The sequence below is a fragment of the Pseudomonas sp. MHK4 genome (assembly GCF_054600775.1).
The window spans coordinates 41,800-61,615 of sequence record NZ_BAAIAK010000005.1 but is presented as its reverse complement, the minus strand read 5'-3'; the positions used below and the strand labels follow the sequence as shown (position 1 = coordinate 61,615).

The 19,816-nt window shown below is 60.8% G+C and carries 19 protein-coding genes; 5 read left to right on the top strand and 14 right to left on the bottom strand.

Annotated features, from left to right (window positions below; genetic code table 11):
* Position 1: 1 nt before the first annotated feature.
* The 9 genes from ACYP2Q_RS14555 to ACYP2Q_RS14515 form a co-directional block, all read right to left on the bottom strand.
* On the bottom strand, positions 2–1,054 hold the full coding sequence (locus ACYP2Q_RS14555) for an AI-2E family transporter (protein WP_459731092.1): 1,053 nt from the start codon (positions 1,052–1,054) through the stop codon (positions 2–4).
* Between the two features lie 69 nt (positions 1,055–1,123).
* Positions 1,124–1,930, bottom strand: a complete 807-nt coding sequence (locus tag ACYP2Q_RS14550) for a DUF4892 domain-containing protein (RefSeq protein WP_459731424.1) — start codon at positions 1,928–1,930, stop codon at positions 1,124–1,126.
* 118 nt (positions 1,931–2,048) lie between these two features.
* Positions 2,049–2,903, bottom strand: coding sequence for an alpha/beta hydrolase (locus tag ACYP2Q_RS14545; protein ID WP_459731091.1), 855 nt, complete (start codon positions 2,901–2,903; stop codon positions 2,049–2,051).
* Positions 2,900–3,706 carry an alpha/beta fold hydrolase gene (locus ACYP2Q_RS14540; RefSeq protein WP_459731090.1) on the bottom strand — a complete coding sequence of 269 codons (807 nt, stop codon included), beginning with the start codon at positions 3,704–3,706 and terminating at the stop codon, positions 2,900–2,902. The genes ACYP2Q_RS14545 and ACYP2Q_RS14540 overlap by 4 nt, the downstream gene beginning before the upstream one ends.
* 113 nt (positions 3,707–3,819) lie before the next feature.
* The gene (locus ACYP2Q_RS14535) at positions 3,820–4,263 is read right to left on the bottom strand and encodes a hotdog fold thioesterase (RefSeq protein WP_459731089.1); all 444 of its coding nucleotides are present in this window, start codon (positions 4,261–4,263) and stop codon (positions 3,820–3,822) included.
* 32 nt (positions 4,264–4,295) lie between these two features.
* A complete protein-coding gene (locus ACYP2Q_RS14530) occupies positions 4,296–5,951 on the bottom strand; it encodes an AMP-binding protein (protein ID WP_459731088.1) in 1,656 nt (551 codons plus the stop codon).
* A gap of 150 nt (positions 5,952–6,101) precedes the next feature.
* The gene (gene sixA, locus ACYP2Q_RS14525; protein WP_459731087.1) at positions 6,102–6,557 is read right to left on the bottom strand and encodes a phosphohistidine phosphatase SixA; all 456 of its coding nucleotides are present in this window, start codon (positions 6,555–6,557) and stop codon (positions 6,102–6,104) included.
* Positions 6,554–6,901, bottom strand: a complete 348-nt coding sequence (locus ACYP2Q_RS14520) for a DUF4389 domain-containing protein (protein ID WP_008062869.1) — start codon at positions 6,899–6,901, stop codon at positions 6,554–6,556. Before ACYP2Q_RS14520 ends, sixA begins: the two co-directional genes overlap by 4 nt.
* Before the next feature lie 30 nt (positions 6,902–6,931).
* A complete protein-coding gene (locus ACYP2Q_RS14515; RefSeq protein WP_459731086.1) occupies positions 6,932–7,957 on the bottom strand; it encodes an NAD(P)H-dependent glycerol-3-phosphate dehydrogenase in 1,026 nt (341 codons plus the stop codon).
* A gap of 258 nt (positions 7,958–8,215) precedes the next feature.
* Between ACYP2Q_RS14515 and ACYP2Q_RS14510 the strand changes: the two genes are divergently transcribed.
* The 5 genes from ACYP2Q_RS14510 (at position 8,216) to ACYP2Q_RS14490 (ending at position 13,514) form a co-directional block, all read left to right on the top strand.
* Positions 8,216–9,148 (top strand): ABC transporter substrate-binding protein, encoded by a 933-nt coding sequence (locus ACYP2Q_RS14510; RefSeq protein ID WP_459731085.1) that lies wholly within the window; start codon positions 8,216–8,218, stop codon positions 9,146–9,148.
* Entirely contained in the window at positions 9,145–11,049 is a 1,905-nt protein-coding gene (locus tag ACYP2Q_RS14505; protein WP_459731084.1) for an ATP-binding protein, read from the top strand. The genes ACYP2Q_RS14510 and ACYP2Q_RS14505 overlap by 4 nt, the downstream gene beginning before the upstream one ends.
* Before the next feature lie 247 nt (positions 11,050–11,296).
* Positions 11,297–11,812: a 3-hydroxyacyl-[acyl-carrier-protein] dehydratase FabA gene (fabA, locus tag ACYP2Q_RS14500; RefSeq protein ID WP_003179264.1), complete on the top strand. Its 516-nt coding sequence runs from the start codon at positions 11,297–11,299 to the stop codon at positions 11,810–11,812.
* A gap of 11 nt (positions 11,813–11,823) precedes the next feature.
* Positions 11,824–13,044: a beta-ketoacyl-ACP synthase I gene (gene fabB, locus ACYP2Q_RS14495; protein ID WP_007957797.1), complete on the top strand. Its 1,221-nt coding sequence runs from the start codon at positions 11,824–11,826 to the stop codon at positions 13,042–13,044.
* Between the two features lie 281 nt (positions 13,045–13,325).
* Positions 13,326–13,514: a hypothetical protein gene (locus ACYP2Q_RS14490; protein ID WP_459731083.1), complete on the top strand. Its 189-nt coding sequence runs from the start codon at positions 13,326–13,328 to the stop codon at positions 13,512–13,514.
* Between the two features lie 70 nt (positions 13,515–13,584).
* Here ACYP2Q_RS14490 and ACYP2Q_RS14485 read toward each other — a convergent pair whose 3' ends face one another.
* From ACYP2Q_RS14485 to cysM, 5 genes are all read right to left on the bottom strand, one after another.
* On the bottom strand, positions 13,585–14,127 hold the full coding sequence (locus ACYP2Q_RS14485) for a DUF2058 domain-containing protein (protein WP_459731082.1): 543 nt from the start codon (positions 14,125–14,127) through the stop codon (positions 13,585–13,587).
* Positions 14,128–14,155: 28 nt separating this feature from the next.
* The gene (mazG, locus tag ACYP2Q_RS14480) at positions 14,156–14,989 is read right to left on the bottom strand and encodes a nucleoside triphosphate pyrophosphohydrolase (RefSeq protein ID WP_459731081.1); all 834 of its coding nucleotides are present in this window, start codon (positions 14,987–14,989) and stop codon (positions 14,156–14,158) included.
* A 133-nt stretch (positions 14,990–15,122) separates the two neighbouring features.
* Positions 15,123–17,366 (bottom strand): GTP diphosphokinase, encoded by a 2,244-nt coding sequence (gene relA / locus ACYP2Q_RS14475; RefSeq protein ID WP_459731080.1) that lies wholly within the window; start codon positions 17,364–17,366, stop codon positions 15,123–15,125.
* Between the two features lie 121 nt (positions 17,367–17,487).
* Positions 17,488–18,840, bottom strand: a complete 1,353-nt coding sequence (rlmD, locus tag ACYP2Q_RS14470; protein ID WP_459731079.1) for a 23S rRNA (uracil(1939)-C(5))-methyltransferase RlmD — start codon at positions 18,838–18,840, stop codon at positions 17,488–17,490.
* The gene (cysM, locus tag ACYP2Q_RS14465) at positions 18,840–19,742 is read right to left on the bottom strand and encodes a cysteine synthase CysM (RefSeq protein WP_248687716.1); all 903 of its coding nucleotides are present in this window, start codon (positions 19,740–19,742) and stop codon (positions 18,840–18,842) included. The genes rlmD and cysM overlap by 1 nt, the downstream gene beginning before the upstream one ends.
* Positions 19,743–19,816: the final 74 nt, after the last annotated feature.

Here is a 19,816-nt window from a genome sequence, read left to right as displayed (position 1 = left end):
TTCAGCGACGGTCGTCGACCCGCGCCTGGCTCTTGCTCCAGTCGGTCAACAGGCTGTAAGCCACGGCCAGCAAGGTCGGACCGATAAACAGACCAATGAAGCCGAATGCGATCAAACCGCCAAACACCCCAAGCAACACGATCACCAGCGGTAGATTCCCGCCCCGGCTGATCAGGTACGGTTTGAGCACGTTGTCCACGCCACTGATGATGAACATGCCCCAGATGCCGAGGAACACCGCCATCCCGTAATCACCCTTCCAGGCCAGCCAGGCCGTGGCCGGAATCCATACCAGCGGCGGCCCCATGGGAATCAGGCTGAGCATGAAGGTCACGATACCGAGCACCAACGCCCCGGGAACGCCGGCAATCAGGAAGCCGATCAGCGCCAGCACGGCCTGGGCCGCGGCAGTGCCGATCACACCGTTCACCACCCGTTGCACCGTGCCCGCCACCAGCTCGATGTAATACCCGGCACGGTGGCCGATCAGGCGCTCCAGCAAACCATGGACAAAGGCCGCCAACCGTGGGCCGTCGCGATAGAAAAAGAACACGAAGACAATGCTCAGGGTCAGCTCGAGAATGCCGCTGCCAATCTGCGCGCTACGTGCCAGCAACCAGTTGCCGACCTGGCCCAGATAAGGCTTGAGCGACACCATCATTGCCGCGCCCTGCTGATCGATGCTGTTCCAGATCACCACCAGCCGCTCGCCCACCAGGGGAACGCTGCCCAGCCAGTGCGGCGCTTCAGGCAAGCCGTCGACCTGCACATCCTTGATGAACGCCGTGGCATCGCGCACATGGTCCGCCAGGTTGAACCCGAGCCACACCAGGGGCGCCGCCACCAGCACCATCCAGCCCACGGTCAGCAAGGCTGCCGCCAGGGATTCTCGGCCATTGAGCCAGCGGGTCAGCAGGCGCATCAGCGGCCAACTGGCAAAGGCCAGCACTGCGCCCCAGAACAGGGCCGACCAGAACGGCGCCATCACCCAGAAGCTCGCGCCAAACAGCACCAGGAGCAGGATCTGCACCAACAGCCGATCGTTATTGATCATCACAGTCTCGAAAAAATCATTCAGCAAAAAGAGTAGGCGAACACGCCACGGGTGTTCGCCGGATAACGCCTATCGCAGCAGTTTGATATGCAGGCCCGAGCCTTCGATAGCACCGGTTTCCATCCGTGCCGCACGTACGCCCTGATCAATCAGCGACTGTCGCCAGGCTTCGGCATTGGGCCCGGAGACACTGACCCGCAAGGTGGCGTCCAGGTTCAGTCCCCGGGAGATCAAGCGTAGCCAAGTGTCATCGGGTGTTTCAGTGAGTTTGGGGAAGTCGAGTTCGCCGGTGCTCTTGAGTTCGCGCAGCAAGGTCGCGGAGGTGGGCAGCAAATCGCCCAGCGGGGCGGTGGCGTCGAATTGTTCGACGTGCAGGTAGGCTTTGCGATTGCCCCGGGTGATGCTGTAAAGCGCCACCAGGGTATTGTCCCGAGGCGCGGCCAGGCGCAGCAGCAGGTACGCCTGCTCGTTATCGGCGCCATAGAGCTTGGCGTTACCGAACACTTCGTTGGCCCACAGGCTGCTTTCGCCGCAATCTCGAGCCTGGCACCAGAACAGCAACTGCGCGTCCTGCTGCTGCAGCGCTTCGCGCGCCGCGGTGAAGGCCTCGGTCGATGAGTGCTCCGCAGGCAATTCATAGGTCACCGACGTGACCTGCCCGCGAGCACTGACCTGGCCGTCAAAGCGCAACTGGCCGCTGATCTTGCGGATCGAGCCGAGCGGGTAGATCCGCTCGAGCTCTGCCGCAGGGCGGTAGTCGACGATCTGCGCATCGGCCATGCGCGGCACGATCGGCAAGTCCTGACTGCCAGGCAGATCGGCGGCTAACGATAGAGGACTGAAACAACAGAGCATCAGCAAACTGAGTGAGCGTATGGATAGACTCATCGGATCAGCACGACCTTGTGTCCAATCGGGGGCGCAGCGGTGTAGAGGTCTATCATGGTTGTCTCCCTTTTCAACCCGCCCAGCCTCGACAGTTGCCCGGCGCAAGTCAAGGAATGACGAAGAACCGATTGAAACAGTCTGCGACAAGATCGGCGCCGGGTTCATCATTCAGGTGCAAATGATGACCGCCTGGCAGCTGTTCAATGCTCAAGGGTAGACGCTCCAGCAACTCGGGGTGCTTGGCGAGCATGCCGTCGGCGGCGACCACCAGTTTCGCCGGGCAAGCGATCCGCTGGACGAAGGCCATGGCCTGCTCGGTAGTAAGGCGCAGCGGCGACGGCAGCGTGAGGCGATTGTCGGTGCGCCAGGTGTAGCCCCCGGGCACCGGCATCAACCCACGCTGGGCCAGCAGCTCGGCGGCTTCGCGACTGACCGCCACCAGGCCTTTCATGCGCGCTTCGATGGCACGGTCGAGGGTGCTGTAGACCGGTTTGCGCTTCGCCCGCAGATCCAGTTGCGCCTGCAGGGCCAGGCCCATGCGTTCGGCAGCGTTTTCGCCTTTGTCCGTGGGTGGAATGACGCCGTCAATCAATGCCAGGTGGGTGACGCGCTGCGGAAACGAGCCGGCAATGATCAGCGATGCGATGGCGCCCATCGAATGCCCCAGCAACGCAAACCTCTTCAGCCCAAGCTGTTCTGCCACTTGCAGCACATCGTGGGCATAGTCCCACATGGCATAACCGGCGCCCGGCGGGCGGTGCCCGGAATGCCCGTGACCGGCCATGTCCAGGGCGATAATGCGCAGGCCTTTGAGCTTCGGTGCCAGGCGGGCGAAGCTGTTGGCGTTGTCCAGCCAGCCATGCAGGGCAATCACCGGCAAACCGTCATCGGGGCCAAACAAGTGCGCTGCCAACTCGATATGCGGCAGGCTCAGGCGGACTTCTTCGACTGCATGGCTCATGCGCAATCCTGCTGTTGACGACCGTCCCAGCGGTTGAACAGGTTTTTCAGCAGCGTGGCCGTGTCCTGCGGGCGTTCCAGGGGAAACATGTGACCACCCGGCATGCTCAGTGATTCACCATTTGGCATGCGCCCGACCGAACTGGCGTGATGGCGCATCACCACATTGCTCTTTTGCCCGCGAACCACCGCCAGCGGCACTTTCAGCTGCCGGGTGCTGGCAGGGCTGGTGTGCGGCACGCCACGGTAGATGCTGATTTCCGTAGCCGGGTCGAAACGCAGGCGCAGCTTGTCGCCGACCTTGTGCAAACCGTGTTGCAGATAGGCGTCGAAACATTCCGGGTCGAAGCTGCGAAACAGGGTCTTGCCGGCGAAATAGCGGCGGGCGCTGTCGAGATCGGCAAACTCTTCACGACGACCCAGGGTGCGACCGGCCGGGGTCAGGCGGTCGATGAAGCCAAAACGCTTGGCTGCACGGATGACCCATTGATCGGTGCGGGTCAGTACCGGCGAATCGAGCATCACCACACCGCGATACAACTCGGGGCATCGCAATGCCGCGTGCAGATGCAGTACGCCGCCGAAGGAATGACCGACACCCCACACCGGCGCAGGCTGTTGCTGCAGGTGGTGGATCAGTTCATCCACCAGGTTGTACCAGTTGTCGTCCGCCGGGAAACGCGGGTCATGGGCGTGCTGCTCCAGATGCGTCACCTGATATTCGGGCGCCAGCGCCGCAAACAATTTGCCGTAGGTCCCCGAAGGAAAACCATTGGCGTGGGCGAAAAATATCTGTTGCGACATACCTGCAAATCCATGAGCGAGAACAAAAGCTGATTGTCCGCAAGACCGCGTCCTACAGCAATGACCGTAACTGACAGGAATGATGACAGTCCGGTCAAAGCCATGACTGGCGATCAACGCGCGGGCGGATTCTCACCCAAAGGCACCACCGCCATGGTCAGCCGCGACACGCAGCTGGCCTTGCCTTCATCACTGGTCAAACGGATATCCCAGACATGGGTCGTACGCCCGATGTGAATCGGCTTTGCCACCGCCGTCACCCGCCCGCTGCGCAGGCCACGCAAATGGTTGGCGTTGATTTCCAGGCCCACGCAGTAGAATTTGCTGGTATCGATGCACAGGTAGCTGGCCATGGAACCGACGGATTCGGCCAACACCACGGAAGCGCCGCCATGCAGCAGGCCATACGGCTGGTGAGTGCGGTGATCGACGACCATGCTCGCGGTCAGGGACTGTTCATCGAAGGCTTCGAAACGAATGTCCAGCACTTCGCCGATGGTGTTTTTCTGAATGGCATTCAACTGTTCGATGTTCGGAGCGGTACGCCACAGGCTCATAGCAGATTTTCCTTGTTGATTTTATTCGTGACTCAATCCTGCCACAGCACCGCTTCGCTGTGCTCGCTCCATTCTTCGAAGCGGGCGCCGTAAGCAGCTTCGATCACATTGCGCTTGATCTTCAACGTCGGCGTGAGAAAGCCGTTCTCCACCGCCCAGCTGTCCTTGACCACCACCAGTCGGCGCAAGCGTTCGTGCTTGTCGAGGGCGTTATTGACCTCTTCCAGCAGTTTTTCCAGGCTTGAATGCAACCCGGCCCTTGCCTCCTGTTGCCCGACGGCCGAGAGCACGCACAGGCCCAGGGGCGCACTCAAGCCATCACCGACCACGCACACCTGCTCGATGCGCGAATGCACCGCCAGGCGGTTTTCGATGGGCGCCGGGGCCACGTACTTGCCTTTGCTGGTCTTGAAGATCTCCTTCAGGCGCCCGGTCAGGCGCAGGTTGCCTTGTGCGTCTTCCTCGCCCTTGTCGCCGGTGCGCAGGAAGCCGTCCTCGGTGAGGGTGTCGGCGGTTTTCTGCGGCTCCTTGAAATAGCCGAGCATGGTCGCGCCACTGCGCACCATGACCTCGCCCGATTCGTCGATGCGTACCTCAACCTCCGGGCAAGGCATGCCGATCCAGCCCGGTTTGTGCTGTCCCGGCAGGCAGATGTGCGAGTAGCCGCAGCTTTCCGTCATGCCGTACACCTCCAGCACGTCCAGCCCGAGCTTGCGGTACCACAGCAGCAAACTCAGCGGCACCGGGGCGGCACCGGACAGGGCAACGCGCAAGGCATCGAGCCCCAAACCGGCAAGAACCCTGTGCCCAACCCGTTTGCCGATAATCGGCAGACCGAGCAGGAAATCCAGGCGCTTTGCCGGAATCTGGCTGTAAACCCCCATCTGGAATTTGGTCCAGATGCGCGGCACCCCAAACAGCGCCGTTGGCCGGGCACGCCGCAGATCAGCCAGGAAGGTATCGAGGCTTTCGGCAAAAAACACGCTTTGCCCAGTGTAGATCGAGGCCAACTCGACGAACATTCGCTCGGCAACGTGGCACAACGGCAAATACGACAACAATCGATCCGACTCATTCAGGCCGAACAGTTGTGTGCCGCGCGTGGTGGCGAATCCCAAATTGGCAAAGCTGTGCATCACGCCCTTGGGCATGCCGGTGGTGCCGGACGTATAGATGATGGTCGCCAGTTGGTCGGCGGCGGGCTTGGGATCGTCCTGGATCGGCGAGCTGCGTTGCAGGTCGGCCCAGCTGAAATCGAAGGTTCCGGGTGGATGCAGCGGCAGGCTGATGGTCGGCAGATCGGGTTTGACGCCCCGGGACATACCAGGCCAGTTGTCGAGTTTGCCGATGAAGGCCAGCGCCGCTTGCGAGTGTTCGAGCACCTGGGCCACCGATTCGGCAGTGAGGTTGGGGTACAACGGCACCGAGACATGCCCGGCCATCCAGATCGCCAGGTCGGCAATGATCCAGTGCGCGCAATTTTTCGAGATCAGGGCGATGTGACTGCCTTGGGGCAGTTCCCGCGACCGCAGCCAATGGGCCGCGCAACGGGCCTGGTGACCGACGTCCTCCCAGGTCAAGGTCTCGACCTGCCCACCGCCCATTGGCTGGACAAGAAAGCGCTGGCGCGGATGACGGGCCTCGCGCTCGTAGAAGATGTCCAGTGGCAAACGAGAAGCAGCAGGCATGGGACTCGCTCCTTTATTTTGGTCTGGAGCAAGCGTAGTTAACCAAGCAAGTGCTTGGTTATATTTTTTTGGACAACAAGAGCAAAAGATCGCAGCCTGCGGCAGCTCCTACGAGGGGTGTAGGAGTGCCGCAGGCTGCGATCTTTGGCTTTACGGGTGCTTGATGCTGTTGAGCCTCATGGAACCGACCAACAGCTCATCGCCCTTGAGTTCCGCCAGGCCGGCCGTCTCGACCCTCTCCGGCGGATGCCCGGCACCATGTTGCAGGTAACTCAGCAGATTCCCCACCAGGGGGTTGTGACTGACCAGCAGCACGTCGCTGACCGCAACCATCTGTTCGGCCACCTTGTCCGGCTCGGTGTCCGGTGTCAGCCATTCGACAGTGCGGATTTCCGGTTCGAAACCCAACGCGTCGCGCACCAGCTGCGCGGTTTGCTGCGCCCGCAGGTACGGGCTGGCGTAGATGGCAGTCAGCGGTTGCCCGATCAAATTTGCAGCGCTACGCAGCACTTCCTCACGCCCGTGCTCCGTCAACTCCCGCTCCGAATCGTGGGGTTTGGAACCGTGTGGCACGGCTTCCCCATGACGCAATACCCAGAGTTTCATAGTTTGGGTTCCTCATCCCGGGCCGGATGTGGCGCAGGCGCCACGACGTGCGGCGCTTCACCTTCCGGCGTACGCGGCGTCGGCCAATCGGCGAACGGCCAGGGTTTCTGGTCGCTGTGAAAACTGCCGAAACGACCGATCTGTGCCAGGAACTGGCTCAGACTGTCGCCGAAGTTCATCAGGCTGGCGCTCGGGGCGCCATAAATCAAACGATAGATCAACTGCACCAGCACCACAGCGCCAAGCATGAACTGCGCCACCTGCCAGACCAGCAGGAACACCACCATCCACAGTACTCGAAGCAGAATGGACTCGTATCTGGCTTCTACTTTTTGATCACTCATGTCTCGCTCCGTTCCTGTGAAGTAAAGTTTTCAGTTGAAGCCGCTGGTGGAAATAAAGTCGACATCGGTCTTCGGCTCGCCGCGCATCAAGAGCCCGATCACCTGCTCAAGCGTGCGCCCTTCGAACAGGATCGCATGCAGCCCGGCGACCAACGGCATATATACGCCAACCTCCTGGGACTTGGCCTTGAGCACTTTAAGAGTGTTCACGCCTTCGGCGACTTCACCCAGGCGATTGACCGCCTCTTCGAGGCTCAAGCCCTGGCCGAGGGCAAATCCGACCTGATAATTACGGCTTTTTGGCGACGAGCAGGTCACGATCAGGTCACCCACGCCCGCAAGGCCGAGGAACGTCATCGGGTTGGCGCCCTGATTCACCGCGAAGCGAGTCATTTCCGCCAGCGCACGGGTAATCAGCATGCTCTTGGTGTTTTCGCCCATGCCCATCGCCACCGCCATGCCGGCAATGATCGCGTAGACGTTTTTCAACGCCCCACCCAGCTCCACGCCAAAACGGTCGGCGCTGGCATACACGCGAAAGGTACGGCCGTGCAGCACCTCCTGGACCTGTTGGCAGAGTTCTTCGTCTTCACTGGCGACCACCGTGGCGGTCAACGCGTGCTCGGCGATTTCACGGGCCAGGTTCGGCCCGGACAACACACCGATGCGTGCCAGTGGCGCAATCTCTTCGAGAATCTGGCTCATCAGCTTGAAGGTGTGGGCTTCAATGCCCTTGGTCAGGCTCACCAGCATTTTGCCGCTCAACCGTTCGGCGTGCGGGGCCAGCACCGAACGCAATGCGCTGGAGGGGAGCGCGACAAAACTCAGGTCGCAGGCGTCCAGAGTGGCCAGCAGATCGTTGACCGGCGTCACCCCGGGCAGAATCTTGATGCCCTTGAGGTACCGCGGGTTCTCGCGATTGACCCGGATGGCTTCGGCCTGTTCGGGGTCACGCATCCATTGCAGGACTTGATGGCCATTTTCTGCCAGCAGGTTAGCCACGGCGGTACCAAAACTTCCGCCTCCCAAGACCGCGATCGGGCGCTGTTCAGTCATATGCAATCCGTTATCCATACCAATGGCGATGCCGGCATTATACGGCGCGCCCCCGTGTCGGCCAGTCCCCGCTTCAATTACCGGCGTGCGCAGGCAGAAGTCCGGCAAAACCTAAGAAATGCTTGCATCGTGACTGGAAAACTCATCGAGCTCGGTTAACATGCGCGCCATCATTCGTTAACTAGAATGCGGCAATTATCAACAATAACTATAAAGAGCGTCGGATGATGTATTTCAGCGCAGAGCTGGCGTTTTAAAATGCTGCATCGTCCGTCACGGAAGACGCCAACCCTTGGCTGCCTGCTGGTCATGGCCTGCCTGATATTCGGTGGCTGGCTCAACAGCCTTTCGGCCAACGCTGCGGATATTCTCCTGATCGGTGTCGACGACAGCCCCGGCCGGCAATCCTTTGTCCAGGCCTTGCGGCAACTGCGACCGGCCGACAACGTGCGGTTCCAGGCGCTGGCCAGCCTGCCGCCACCGGGCAAGCTGGCGGGTGACACCCGCCTGGTCCTGCTCGACCTGCCCAGTCTCGACTGGCGCCTGCAGGACACACGCGGCCCAGCGACGCTGGTGCTGTGCATCAGCCGCCTGCAGGCGCAACGACATCTGGGGCACGCCCTGCCCGCGCACCTCAGCCTGCTTTGGAGCGATCCACCACTGGACCGGCAATTGCGCCTCGCCCGTGTGCTGCTGCCCCAGGTCAAACGAGTTGGCGTGCTGTACGACAGCCATAGCGAGTTTCTGTTGCGGGAACTACGTCAGGCCGCCCACCCCCTGGGGCTTGAGGTGGTCACCGAGCGTTGGGAAAACACTCAGGACAGCCGTCCTTTGCAGGCTTTGCTGGACAACAGCGATGTATTGCTGGGCCTCGACGATCCCGATCTGTTCAACCCGAAAACCGCGAAAAACCTGTTGCTCAGCAGCTATGCTCGACAACGGGCCTTGATCGGCCCCAATGCCGGATTCGTCAAGGCCGGGAGCCTGGCCACTACCTACAGTGACCAGAATGACTGGCTGGCGATTGTCGATGAATTGCTCGACCAGCTGCCAGCCACATGGCCACGCGCGCAGTACCCGAAGCGCTTCAAAGTCTCGAGCAATCCGCAGGTGTCGCGGTCCCTGGAGCTCGAACCGGTAATCGATGCGTCTGTCGCAACGCTGCTGGCAGAAGGAGAACGCCATCCATGACCTTCCGTCGACGCTGGGACATCAGTACCCGCACCCAGATCATCAGCCTCGGCCCTGCCCTGCTGCTGACGTTGCTGTTGATCAGTTTCTTCACCTTCGTGCGGATCCAGGACCTGCGCCAGGAACTCAACCATACCGGCCAGCTGATTGCCAACCAACTGGCACCGGCCACCGAATACGGGGTGATTTCGGGCAACAACGAGGTCCTCGAAAGCCTGCTCAAGGCCACACTGGCCACGCCCAACGTACGGTTCCTGGAGATACAGGACAGCGCCAACCGGATTCTGGTGTACGTCGAGCAACCCTCGGCAAGCTACCACCAGCCGCATCAGGTCGAAGTGTTCCAGGCTCCCGTGCGGCTGCAACGGATCGCGCTGCACAACGATTTTTTCCAGGACGGCAAAAAAGTTACCCCCACGGCTCCCGCCGAGGATTACCTGGGCCGGGTGATCGTCGGCCTGTCCAACGATGCATTCAACCAGCGCCAGCAGGAGATCCTGCTTAAAGCCGGCATTCTGGCGCTGTTTGCGTTGCTGTTTACCTTCCTGGTCGCCCGCCGCCTGGCCTCAAGCCTGTCGCAACCTCTGCGTGATATCGGCAATGCGGTCAAGGCGATCCAGGCTGGCGACTACAAAACACCCCTGCCCATCGTTGACGACACCGAACTGGGCGCTCTGTCGCAACACATCAACAACCTCGCCAGCGGCCTCGAGCAGGCCAGCCATGAACAGCATCAAGCCATGGCACAGTTGATCCAGACCCGCGAGGAAGCGGAAAAAGCCAACAACGCCAAGTCCGATTTCCTCGCCATGATGAGCCACGAATTGCGCACGCCGATGAATGGCGTGCTGGGCATGTTGCAGTTGCTGGAAACCACCAAGATGACCGAAGAACAGCTCGAATATACCGCGCTGGCTTCGGAGTCCACCGAACACCTGCTCAAAGTCATCAATGACATTCTGGATTTTTCGCGTATCGAACGCTCAGAACTGGAGCTGGAGCATATTCCCTTCAACCTCGCGGACCTGATTGGCAGTTGCGCCCAGTCGTTCCAGCACAGCGCCGTACAACGTGGACTCGATCTGCAGTTGCAGATACCGGCGGATATGCGCGCACTTCAGGTTCAGGGCGATCCGACCCGCATCCGGCAAATACTGGTCAATCTGGTCGGCAATGCATTGAAGTTCACCGAACAGGGCCGCGTCTGCATTGAGCCGCAGTGGCAGTCCCTGGATCACGAGCTGCTGTGGTTCACCTGCACGGTACGCGACAGCGGCATTGGCATTCCCCCCGAAAGCCTGGAATTGATGTTCGACGCGTTTCAGCAGGCCGACAGTTCCATTTCCAGACGCTATGGTGGTACCGGCCTGGGTCTGCCGATTGCGCGAACGCTCGCCGAACGCATGGGTGGCACCTTGCGTGCCCAGAGCGAGCAAGGCCGTGGCTCGGTGTTCACCCTGGAAATTCCGCTGGCGTTGTATCAACAGGCCTTGCCGGCACGAGTACCGCGCGTATCGACCCACAAGGGTGACGGCGAAGGACGCAATGTGCTGCTGGTCGAGGACAATCCGGTCAACCAGACGGTAATCGAAGCCATGTTGCGCAGCCTGGGCTTTACGGTCAGCGTCGCCGCCGATGGCGCACAGGCGGTACGCAGTGCCGAGAGCCTGATTTTCGAAGCGATACTGATGGACTGCCGATTGCCGATCATCGACGGCTATGAGGCCACCCGCCAGATCCGCGAACTGCCCGGCTGCACCGACTTGCCGATCATCGCCCTGACCGCCAACGCCTTGCAGGGGGATCGTGAAGCCTGCTTGTCGGCAGGAATGAACGATTACCTGGCCAAGCCCTTCAAACGAACTGATCTTCAGCAAATTCTGCAGCGATGGGTGCAGTAGTACAGGCCTTTCGAGCATCTGCGACTGGCGTGAAAGGCGAAAGTGCGGCAGTCTTAGGCACCCGTACAAGTCCGAAATTGGGCTTGATTAAAAATTTCAGTGCACAAGTGTACATTCATGTCCTTGGTGCTGTGACTTTCACTACAACGCAATAGTCTATGAGTAGGCTGCCGGTTCGAGGCATGAACGCTTCGATCGGCCGGGAAGATTTGCCCCACCTGCCGCATGGGACTATTGAGGAGCTCGCATGACCAAACAAAACGCCTTTACCCGGGAAGACCTGCTGCGCTGCAGTCGCGGTGAGCTGTTCGGCCCAGGTAACGCGCAACTGCCCGCCCCGAACATGCTGATGGTCGATCGCATCACCCTGATCAGCGAAGAAGGTGGCAAGTACGGCAAAGGTGAATTGGTCGCCGAGCTGGATATCACTCCGGACCTGTGGTTCTTCGCCTGCCACTTCGAAGGCGATCCGGTGATGCCGGGCTGCCTGGGCCTCGACGCCATGTGGCAACTGGTCGGTTTCTTCCTGGGCTGGCAGGGCCTGCCGGGCCGCGGTCGCGCCCTGGGTTCGGGCGAAGTGAAATTCTTCGGCCAGGTCCTGCCGACAGCCAAGAAAGTCACCTATAACATTCATATCAAGCGTGTCCTCAAAGGCAAGCTGAACCTGGCCATCGCCGACGGTTCGGTGACTGTCGACGGTCGCGAAATCTATACCGCCGAAGGCCTCCGGGTCGGCGTGTTCACCTCCACTGACAACTTCTAAGGGTTATCCGCATGCGCCGCGTCGTTATCACTGGTCTGGGCATTGTTTCGTGCCTGGGCAATGACAAAGAGACCGTCTCCGCTAACCTGCGTGCAAGCCGCCCTGGCATCCGGTTCAACCCGGAATATGCCGAAATGGGTCTGCGTAGCCAGGTTTCCGGCTCCATTGACCTCAACCTTGAAGAACTGATCGATCGCAAGATCTATCGCTTCGTCGGCCACGCGGCGGCTTACGCCTACCTGGCCATGAAAGACGCCATTGCTGACTCCGGCCTGACCGAAGAGCAAGTGTCCAACCCGCGTACTGGCCTGATCGCCGGTTCCGGTGGCGCCTCCACGCTGAACCAGATGGAAGCGCTGGACATCCTGCGCGAGAAAGGCGTCAAGCGCGTCGGCCCATACCGCGTAACGCGGACCATGAGCAGCACCGTTTCCGCCTGCCTGGCCACGCCGTTCAAGATCAAGGGCCTGAACTACTCCATCGCGTCTGCTTGCGCCACCAGTGCTCACTGCATCGGTACCGCCATGGAACAGATCCAGATGGGCAAGCAAGACATCGTCTTCGCCGGCGGTGGTGAAGAAGAACACTGGAGCCAGTCGTTCCTGTTCGACGCGATGGGCGCACTGTCCAGCAAGCGCAACGACACCCCGGAGCAAGCCTCCCGTGCCTACGACGCTGACCGTGACGGTTTCGTCATTGCCGGCGGTGGCGGCATGGTCGTGGTTGAAGAGCTGGAACACGCCCTGGCCCGTGGTGCCAAGATCTACGCGGAAATCGTTGGCTACGGCGCGACTTCCGACGGCTACGACATGGTCGCCCCAAGCGGCGAAGGCGCGATCCGCTGCATGCAGCAGGCGCTGTCCACCGTCGACACACCAATCGACTACCTGAACACCCACGGCACTTCGACTCCAGTCGGCGACGTCGCGGAAATGAAAGGTGTGCGTGAAGTGTTCGGCGACAAGGCTCCTGCCATCAGCTCCACCAAGAGCCTGTCGGGTCACTCCCTGGGCGCCGCCGGCGTTCACGAAGCGATCTACTGCATGCTGATGATGGAAGGCAACTTCATTGCCGGTTCCGCCAACATCGACGAGCTGGACCCTGAAGTGGCCGACCTGCCGGTGCTGACCAAGACCCGCGAAAACGCCACCATCAATACCGTGATGAGCAACAGCTTCGGTTTCGGTGGCACCAATGCCACGCTGGTACTGAAGCGTTGGGAAGGCAAGTAATTCCCCACTGCTGAGTCGCACAAAAAAACGCCCCGACTGGTTCGGGGCGTTTTTTTTCGCCTGGAAAAGACCTACCGCCTGCAGGCCTCCGGAGATGAAGCTTTTGTCATGAAACTTAAGCCCCTGCGACTGAATGTCGCGGTTTAAGCGGGCTGCAGGACTGTTGCCGTTTTTGCAAAAAACCCTTTCCAAACTCAGTCGTTTACTTAGCAAGCTACCAAACCCTATAACAGAGTCCTGCACATGCCTTGCTGCAGATAAACAGAGATTGGAGCTAGCAGATGACTGTAAAAGTAACTGAACGCGACGATTCACGCATGTCCCATGAAGGCGTAGCCGCCGGTGTCCGGATCTGGGATGTGTATCAACAAGACTTGCTGGTCGGGATGTTCCACTCCGAGACAGATGCCCACAGCTACAAGGCCGAACTGGAAACCCTGGAGCAGCAACGAGAACGACGCTCCGCCTGAGCAATGACCGCATTGAAAACGACAAACCCCGCCATCAGCGGGGTTTGTCGTTATTGCAGCCGTTAACCGCTTACCACATCAGATCGTCAGGGATCTGATAGGCCGCGTATGGATCGTCCTCGGCAGCGACTTCTTCGGTCTGTACATTCAGCTGCACGATGCGTTGCGGATCGCGCTCCTGGATCTTCAGGGCCGCTTCCCGGGGGATCACTTCATAACCGCCGGCGTGGTGCACGATGGCCAGCGAACCGTTGCTCAGCTTGTTGCGCATCAGGTTGTTGACCGAGAGGCGCTTGACCTTCTTGTCGTCGACGAAGTTGTAGTAGTCCTCGGTCGTCAGTTTCGGCAGGCGCGTGGCTTCGATCAATTGCTTGACCTGGGCAGCGCGGGCTTTCGCCTCGGCCTTCTCCTGCTGCTGGCGGTTGAGCTCCTGATCGCGCTTGACCTTCTCGGCCATGGCTTCCTGAGCCGCCCGCTGCTGGGAGTCATCGAGTTCGATCTGGCCCTTGTGGGCCAGACGCTGCTGCTTCTGTTTGTCTTTGCTGACCTGCTTGGCCTGCTTCTGGTTGACCAGCCCTGCTTTGAGCAACTGGTCGCGAAGGGAAATGCTCATGGTGCTTATTACTCACTTAGGCAACTGCTCAACCGCAGCTGGGCACATTCTTTTCCTGGCGTTTGGCTTCACCCCACAGGGCGTCCAACTCTTCGAGGGTGCAATCTTCCATGGGACGGTGGGTGTCGCGCAATGCCTGTTCGATAAAACGGAAGCGTCGCTCGAACTTGCCGTTGGCGCCACGCAGCGCGGTTTCCGGGTCGACCTTGAGATGCCTGGCCAGATTGACCACGGAAAATAGCAGATCGCCGATCTCGTCGGCCACGGCCTCTGGATCGTTTTCCGACATGGCCTCAAGGACTTCATCGAGTTCTTCACGGACTTTATCAAGCACCGGCAACGCATCGGGCCAATCGAAACCAACCTGCGCTGCGCGCTTCTGCAATTTTGCCGAGCGGGACAACGCCGGCAATGTTGCCGGGACATCATCGAGCAAGGACAGCTGTTGCGGTGCGCTGGAGTTTTCCGCGCGCTCCTCGGCCTTGATCTCTTCCCAGCGCTGCTTGACCTGTTCCTCATTCAAGCGCGGGACATCCACTGGCGCGTACAGGTCACCGGTGGGGAATACGTGCGGATGACGGCGAATCAACTTGCGCGTGATGCTGTCGACCACGCCGGCGAACTCGAAGCGCCCTTCTTCCCGGGCCAGCTGGCTGTAGTAAACCACCTGGAACAGCAGGTCGCCCAACTCACCCTGCAGATGATCGAAGTCACCGCGCTCGATGGCGTCGGCAACTTCATAGGCTTCCTCGAGGGTGTGCGGGACGATGGTGGCGTAGGTTTGCTTGATGTCCCACGGGCAACCGTACTGCGGGTCGCGCAGGCGGTTCATCAGGTGCAATAAATCTTCAAGGCTGAACATCAATCCCTCTCATCACAGGACTTCCCTGTGGGAGCGGGCTTGCTCGCGAAAGCGGTGTGGCAGACAACATTGATGTCGACTGACAGGCCCTCTTCGCGAGCAAGCCCGCTCCCACATTGGATCGGCGCTGATTTCACGGTGTGCGGTTACGCCGGGTTTCGATGATGTTCGGTAGCTGGGAAATCCGCCCCAGCAACCGCCCAAGCGCGTCCAGCCCCGGAATCTCGATGGTCAGGGACATCAACGCGGTGTTGTCCTCCTTGTTCGAGCGAGTATTGACCGCCAGCACGTTGATCCGCTCGTTGAGCAACACCTGCGAGACGTCACGCAGCAATCCGGAGCGGTCGTAAGCACGGATGACGATGTCAACCGGATAGGTCAGCACCGGTACCGGCCCCCAGCTGACCTGAATGATCCGCTCTGGCTCGCGCCCGCCCAACTGCAACACCGAGGCGCAGTCCTGGCGGTGGATGCTCACACCACGGCCCTGGGTGATGTAGCCGACGATCGCATCCCCCGGCAGCGGCTGGCAGCAACCGGCCATCTGAGTCATCAGGTTGCCCACGCCCTGGATCTGGATGTCGCCACGCTTGCCTGGCTTGTAGCCGGTAGCCTTGCGTGGAATCAGTTCCAGCTGTTCGTTGCCGCGTTCCGGCTCGACCAGCTGCTGCGCCAGGTTGACCAGTTGCGCCAGGCGCAAATCGCCGGCGCCGAGGGCCGCGAACATGTCCTCGGCGGTCTTCATGTTGGCCTTGTCGGCCAGCTTGTCGAAGTCCACCTGCGGCAGGCCGAGGCGATTGAGTTCGCGTTCGAGCAGGGTTTTACCGGCGGCGACGTTCTGGTCGCGCGCCTGCAATTTGAACCAGTGGACGATCTTCGCCCGCGCCCGCGAGGTGGTGACGTAACCCAGGTTGGGGTTCAGCCAGTCGCGACTCGGCGTACCGTGCTTGCTGGTGATGATCTCGACCTGTTCACCGGTTTGCAGGCTGTAGTTGAGCGGCACGATGCGCCCGTTGATCTTGGCGCCGCGGCAGTTGTGACCGATTTCAGTGTGGACGCGGTAGGCGAAATCCAGCGGCGTCGCGCCCTTGGGCAAATCGATGGCGTGACCGTCCGGGGTAAAGATGTAGACCCGGTCGGGTTCGATATCGACCCGCAGCTGTTCGGCCAGCCCGCCAATGTCGCCCAGCTCTTCGTGCCACTCGAGCACCTGACGCAGCCAGGAGATTTTCTCTTCGTAGTGATTGGAGCCGGACTTGACGTCGGTGCCCTTGTAGCGCCAGTGCGCGCATACGCCGAGTTCGGCCTCCTCATGCATGGCGTGGGTGCGGATCTGCACCTCCAGCACCTTGCCTTCAGGCCCGATCACGGCGGTATGCAATGAGCGATAGCCGTTCTCTTTCGGGTTGGCGATGTAGTCGTCGAACTCTTTCGGGATGTGTCGCCACAGGGTGTGGACAATGCCGAGCGCGGTGTAGCAGTCGCGCATTTCCGGCACCAGCACCCGCACGGCGCGCACGTCGTAGATCTGGCTGAACTCCAGGCCCTTGCGCTGCATTTTGCGCCAGATCGAATAGATGTGTTTGGCCCTGCCGCTGATGTCGGCATCGACGCCGGTGGCCTGCAATTCGTTCTTCAGCTGGCTCATCACGTCGCTGATGAAGCGCTCGCGATCCAGTCGCCGCTCGTGCAGCAGCTTGGCGATCTGCTTGTACTGGTCGGGTTCGAGGTAACGGAAGGACAAGTCCTCCAGCTCCCACTTGATGTGACCGATACCCAGGCGGTGGGCCAGTGGCGCGTAGATGTCGAAGACCTCGCGGGCCACGCGGTTGCGCTTCTCGTCGTCGGCTGTCTTGACCGCACGGATCGCGCAAGTGCGCTCGGCCAGTTTGATCAGGGCGACGCGCACGTCGTCGACCATGGCCACGAGCATCTTGCGCAGGTTTTCCACCTGGCCCTGGGTGCCCATCACCATGGATTTGCGCGGACTCAGGCTGTCGCTGATCGCCGCCATGCGCTGCACGCCGTCGATCAGTTTGGCGACCACCGGACCGAAGCGCTGGCTGACGGTGGGCAACGGGATCTGGCCTTCGCGTACACCCCGGTACAACACCGCGGCCACCAGCGAATCCTGATCGAGCTTGAGGTCGGCGAGGATCTCGGCGATCTCAAGGCCCGTGCGGAAACTCGAGTTGCCTTCCGTCCACAGATTCTTTGCCGCATTGGCTTGTTGTTCGGCCTCGCGAGCGAACTCGCAGGCTTCCTTCAAGGCTTCGCGATCCAGTGCCAGATCGACACTGACCGCGTGATCGAGCCAAGCCTCGAGATTGATACTGCCGTCGGTGTTGATCGGCTGGTGTGCTCTCACCTGTACCATCTTGCTTACCTTCCCTACGACGCAGATTCAATGCGTCAAATCGCTGACCTTCGTTGCCCATGAGCCCACGTCGGGCTGGTACGCGGCTGCACGGGCGGGCCAGTCGGACCAGACGAGCATCCTAGCTCGCTTCAAATAACGCCATGGCCTCGACATGCGCCGTCTGAGGAAACATATCGAGAATCCCGGCACGTTTTAACCGGTAGCCCTGCTTGATCAATTCGACCGTGTCGCGCGCCAGCGTCGCAGGGTTGCACGACACATACACCAACCGCTCGGCCCCCAGGGACTTGAGCTTGCGCACGACTTCGAAAGCGCCGTCACGCGGTGGGTCCAAGAGTACCGCACAAAAGCCTTCGCCGGCCCATTCGGCATCGGTCAAAGGCTGGGATAAATCGGCCTGAAAAAATTTCGCGTTATGCAGATTGTTGCTGATCGCATTCGCGGCGGCGCGATCGACCATCACCTGCACACCCTCCACCGCCACGACTTCGCGAACGGCTTTGGCCAGCGGCAAGGCAAAGTTACCCAACCCACAGAATAGATCGAGAACGCGCTCATCGGCTTGCGGTTTCAGCCAGTCCAGCGCCTGGGCGACCATCGCTTCGTTGACCGCGGCATTGACCTGGATGAAATCCCCAGGCCGGTACGCCAGATTCAGATCCCACTGTTCAAGACGATAGCCCAAGGACTGATCGGCCTCGACCGGGTGCGGCTCGCCGTCACCGTGCAACCACAACTGGGCTTGGTGAAACGCGCAGAAATCCTTGAGGATGGTCATGTCGCTTTCGGACAACGGCGCCATGTGGCGCAGCAATACCGCCAGCGATGAACCGCTGAACAATTCCACGTGCCCCAGAGCTTGGGGCTTGCTCAAGCGCCGCAGCATTTCAGGCAAGCGAGCCATGATCGGTTGCAAGGGCTGTACCAGCACCGGGCAATCATCGATGCCGACAATGTCCTGGCTGCCGGCGGCACGGAAACCGACTTCGAGTTTTTTCGCCTTCATGTCCCAACGCACCGCCACCCGGGCGCGACGCCGATAGGCGAATTCCGGACCGCTCAATGGCGCAGCCCATTCTTCCGGCTCGACCCCGGCGACCTTCGACAATTGCTCGGCGAGCATGCGCTGTTTCAGGGCGAGCTGTTCGCTGTGGGGCAGATGCTGCACGCTGCAACCGCCGCAGCGACCCGCATGGGCACAGGGTGCGGGGCGGCGCAGTTCGCTGGCCTTGAACACGCGCTCGGTGCGCGCCTCGACGACTTTGCCGTGGGCGCCGAGTACGCGTGCCTCGACCTCTTCACCGGCCAGTGCGCCGATGACGAACCAGGTACGCCCTTCGAAAAACGCGATACCACGACCGTCATTGGCCAGGCGCTCGATGCAGAGGCGCTGCTTTTTGCCGGTCGGGACTTGCGGGGCCTTGCTGCCGCCGGTGGGCTGGAAGCGCAGGCCTCTCTCGTGCTTGGCCATCAGTTGGGCGCGTCGAAAATGCCGGTCGACAGGTATCGGTCGCCACGGTCGCAGATGATCGCGACGATCACCGCGTTTTCAACTTCTTTGGACAGACGCAGCATCGCTGCCACCGCCCCGCCCGAGGATACGCCACAGAAGATGCCTTCTTCGCGGGCCAGACGCCGGGTGACGTCCTCGGCTTCGCTCTGCGCCATGTCGACGATACGGTCGACGCGCTCGGCCTGGTAGATCTTCGGCAGGTATTCCTGCGGCCAGCGGCGGATGCCGGGAATGGCCGAGCCTTCCATCGGTTGCAGGCCGATGATCTGCACGTTGTCGCTCTGCTCTTTCAAGTAGCGCGAGACGCCCATGATCGTGCCAGTGGTGCCCATGGAACTGACGAAATGGGTGATGGTGCCCTGGGTCTGGCGCCAGATTTCCGGACCGGTGGTGGTGTAGTGCGCCTCGGGGTTGTCCCCGTTGGCGAACTGGTCCAGCACCTTGCCACGGCCTTCTGCCTCCATGCGCTGGGCGAGGTCGCGGGCACCTTCCATGCCCTCCTCCTGGCTGACCAGGATCAGCTCGGCACCATAGGCGGTCATCGCCGCCTTGCGTTCGGCGCTGGAGTTGTCCGGCATGATCAGGATCATCTTGTAACCCTTGATCGCGGCAGCCATGGCCAGCGCAATCCCGGTATTACCGGAAGTCGCTTCGATCAGCGTATCGCCGGCGTGGATCTGCCCGCGCAACTCGGCGCGAGTGATCATCGACAGCGCCGGACGGTCCTTGACCGAACCCGCCGGGTTGTTCCCCTCGAGCTTGAGCAAAAGGGTATTGCTGGTGGCGCCGGGCAGGCGCTGCAAACGGACCAGCGGAGTGTTGCCGACGCAATCGGCGATGGTTGGGTACTGCAAGGTCATGGCGTATTCGCAATCCAGACTGCGGGGGCGCCTATCATACCGGCAAACCTTCCAAGGCCATATCACGCAAAGTG

Bases quoted from the DNA above. Each gene is read 5' to 3' on its own strand.
- ACYP2Q_RS14555 (WP_459731092.1), bottom strand. From the start codon at position 1,054: ATGATCAATAACGATCGGCTGTTGGTGCAGATCCTGCTCCTGGTGCTG.
- ACYP2Q_RS14540 (WP_459731090.1), bottom strand. From the start codon at position 3,706: ATGTCGCAACAGATATTTTTCGCCCACGCCAATGGTTTTCCTTCGGGG.
- sixA (WP_459731087.1), bottom strand. From the start codon at position 6,557: ATGAAACTCTGGGTATTGCGTCATGGGGAAGCCGTGCCACACGGTTCC.
- fabB (WP_007957797.1), top strand. From the start codon at position 11,824: ATGCGCCGCGTCGTTATCACTGGTCTGGGCATTGTTTCGTGCCTGGGC.
- ACYP2Q_RS14515 (WP_459731086.1), bottom strand. From the start codon at position 7,957: ATGACTGAACAGCGCCCGATCGCGGTCTTGGGAGGCGGAAGTTTTGGT.
- ACYP2Q_RS14535 (WP_459731089.1), bottom strand. From the start codon at position 4,263: ATGAGCCTGTGGCGTACCGCTCCGAACATCGAACAGTTGAATGCCATT.
- ACYP2Q_RS14520 (WP_008062869.1), bottom strand. From the start codon at position 6,901: ATGAGTGATCAAAAAGTAGAAGCCAGATACGAGTCCATTCTGCTTCGA.
- ACYP2Q_RS14545 (WP_459731091.1), bottom strand. From the start codon at position 2,903: ATGAGCCATGCAGTCGAAGAAGTCCGCCTGAGCCTGCCGCATATCGAG.
- ACYP2Q_RS14530 (WP_459731088.1), bottom strand. From the start codon at position 5,951: ATGCCTGCTGCTTCTCGTTTGCCACTGGACATCTTCTACGAGCGCGAG.
- ACYP2Q_RS14505 (WP_459731084.1), top strand. From the start codon at position 9,145: ATGACCTTCCGTCGACGCTGGGACATCAGTACCCGCACCCAGATCATC.
- rlmD (WP_459731079.1), bottom strand. From the start codon at position 18,840: ATGGCCAAGCACGAGAGAGGCCTGCGCTTCCAGCCCACCGGCGGCAGC.
- ACYP2Q_RS14510 (WP_459731085.1), top strand. From the start codon at position 8,216: ATGCTGCATCGTCCGTCACGGAAGACGCCAACCCTTGGCTGCCTGCTG.
- cysM (WP_248687716.1), bottom strand. From the start codon at position 19,742: ATGACCTTGCAGTACCCAACCATCGCCGATTGCGTCGGCAACACTCCG.
- ACYP2Q_RS14485 (WP_459731082.1), bottom strand. From the start codon at position 14,127: ATGAGCATTTCCCTTCGCGACCAGTTGCTCAAAGCAGGGCTGGTCAAC.
- fabA (WP_003179264.1), top strand. From the start codon at position 11,297: ATGACCAAACAAAACGCCTTTACCCGGGAAGACCTGCTGCGCTGCAGT.
- mazG (WP_459731081.1), bottom strand. From the start codon at position 14,989: ATGTTCAGCCTTGAAGATTTATTGCACCTGATGAACCGCCTGCGCGAC.
- relA (WP_459731080.1), bottom strand. From the start codon at position 17,366: ATGGTACAGGTGAGAGCACACCAGCCGATCAACACCGACGGCAGTATC.
- ACYP2Q_RS14490 (WP_459731083.1), top strand. From the start codon at position 13,326: ATGACTGTAAAAGTAACTGAACGCGACGATTCACGCATGTCCCATGAA.